Genomic DNA, 1,879 nt, shown 5'->3' with positions numbered 1-1,879 from the left:
AGCTCATGTCTGAATCTTCGCTTGTAACGCCTAGCTGGTCCATTAGTTTGATGAAGTTAGGGTAGGTCCAGTCATTAAAAACGATAAAACCTGTATTCACCGGGTAGCTTTTGCCTTGGCATTGTACGTGTTCGGTGTGGGTATGGCCGCCAATATAGTCGTTCGATTCGAATAAGCTAACGTCATGACGCTTACTCAAAAGATAGGCAGACGTCAGGCCCGCGATGCCTGATCCGATGACCGCAATGCGTTGGTTTGTAAGGTGCTGGTGAGAAGGGTTCTGATTCATTGCTGGTGATCCTGAGGGTTTGTCGTCGCGATTGACTGAGTTGTTCTTGTAGAAGAATCGGCCTGAGATGCATTGCGCGATAACTTGGCAAGTAAAGAAAAGCGAAGATGATCAGGTAACAAAGAGATCAGCTTCAATGTTCGAGTAAATCGTTGCGGAAAATGTATGTCGAAAATGCCTCTTTCAAGTCCGGAAATAATTCGACTGGCAGCTTCTTCGGGTTCCATGAGTAGTGGCATTGGAAAATCATTGAGATCGGTTAAAGGTGTTTTGACAAACCCCGGACTCACTAGATGAACGTCAATGCCTTCTTGCTGTAAATCTATTTTTAAGCACTCGGTAAAATATCGTAGTGCCGCTTTTGAAGCGCCGTAGACATGTGCTCTGGGAAGCGCTTGATAGGTGACGCTGCTCGACATCACGACCAGTTTTGGCGTTTTTCCTTGTTTGGCGGATTCGCGCAACAGGGGCAGCGCTGCATTGATGGTCGAAACAGCGGCCGTGAAATTGGTGTCCATCACGCGTTTGATACTGCTCATATCAATTTCGTCTGAATCGATATACTCACACGTACCCGCGTTCACGACGACCATATCAATCGACGGATAAGTGCTTTGCAGCTTTTCTACGACGGCTTGGCAAGCACTATCATTGGTGATATCTAGCGTTTGTGGCTCGCACTTTGATGGTGTCTGTCCGCACAACGCGTCTAGTTTATCTTCTGAGCGAGCGCTTGCTATGATTGATTTATCAAACTTCGCCAAGGCGGTGACGAGCGCTTTTCCAATCCCGGTGCTAGCACCAATTACCCAAATACGTTCAATATCATTCAGCATTGTCGGCTCCTGCTACTTCATAAAATATTTTAGAGTTTGGATAAGTTTCCCCATGACCGGTATGTGCTCATAGAGCAATTGCCCGCCATCAAAGTAGTCTCTGTGGTAGTGCACTTTGTCGTTGAAACGTATTAGGCTTGCCCCTTCAATCGTGATTATTCTGCCTTTATTTAGCTTCGGGTGAGCATATTTCATGGTCCAATTTAACATGGCATCATTGTCTGTAACCCACTGGTCATGGAAGGTGAACTGGCAGGAAAGTAAGTTCTGATACAGTGACGCGCAGTACCCTTGAAAGTTAGCTACGCCTTCTATCCGATGAAAGCTATCTTCGAATAATACGTCTGGTTCGTAGACTGCTTCAATGATTCCACTATCGCAGTTATTCGCATCGAGCGTGTGGAAGAGGTGCTTGAATCGCTCTACAACATTAGCGGGTGTTTCTGACTTTATAACGACGACTGACATGATGATTGTGCCTTTTTAAGTATGAACGTTTATGCTTGAACGTTTTTGTCTACCTTCTTCTAGGATACGAGAAGGCACAGGGTTCAGATCAGAAATAATTCTAAAAAAGCTCAATAGACGCAGTATCAAGTAAGAAATATCAATCTCCCACCAGTAGAAACCCTGCCTTGCAGAGACGGCAAAGCGGTGATGATTGTTGTGCCAGCCTTCTCCCAGGGTAAGCAGTGCAAGGAAAGCATTATTCCGACTTTGGTCTTTTGTCTCAAAGCGCCTTGATCCCCATACG

3 protein-coding genes and 1 pseudogene are annotated in these 1,879 nt (G+C 45.7%); all 4 read right to left on the bottom strand.

All coding sequences use genetic code 11. From position 1 onward, the window contains the following. Positions 1-289 (bottom strand): FAD-dependent oxidoreductase (locus A3729_RS25170; RefSeq protein WP_156498124.1); only part of this gene is annotated, 289 nt, incomplete at its 3' end. Beyond that, positions 286-1,125, bottom strand: a complete 840-nt coding sequence (locus A3729_RS25165) for an SDR family oxidoreductase (RefSeq protein WP_068515403.1) — start codon at positions 1,123-1,125, stop codon at positions 286-288. The genes A3729_RS25165 and A3729_RS25170, both read right to left, overlap by 4 nt. Before the next feature lie 12 nt (positions 1,126-1,137). Then, positions 1,138-1,593 carry a nuclear transport factor 2 family protein gene (locus A3729_RS25160; RefSeq protein ID WP_082880545.1) on the bottom strand — a complete coding sequence of 152 codons (456 nt, stop codon included), beginning with the start codon at positions 1,591-1,593 and terminating at the stop codon, positions 1,138-1,140. A 15-nt stretch (positions 1,594-1,608) separates the two neighbouring features. Next, a pseudogene (locus A3729_RS25155) lies at positions 1,609-1,879 on the bottom strand (fatty acid desaturase); the annotation flags it as partial.

It is taken from the genome of Oleiphilus sp. HI0043, from assembly GCF_001634935.1.
The sequence above is the reverse complement of the archived record's forward strand: the minus strand, read 5'-3'. Positions and strand labels throughout refer to the sequence as shown.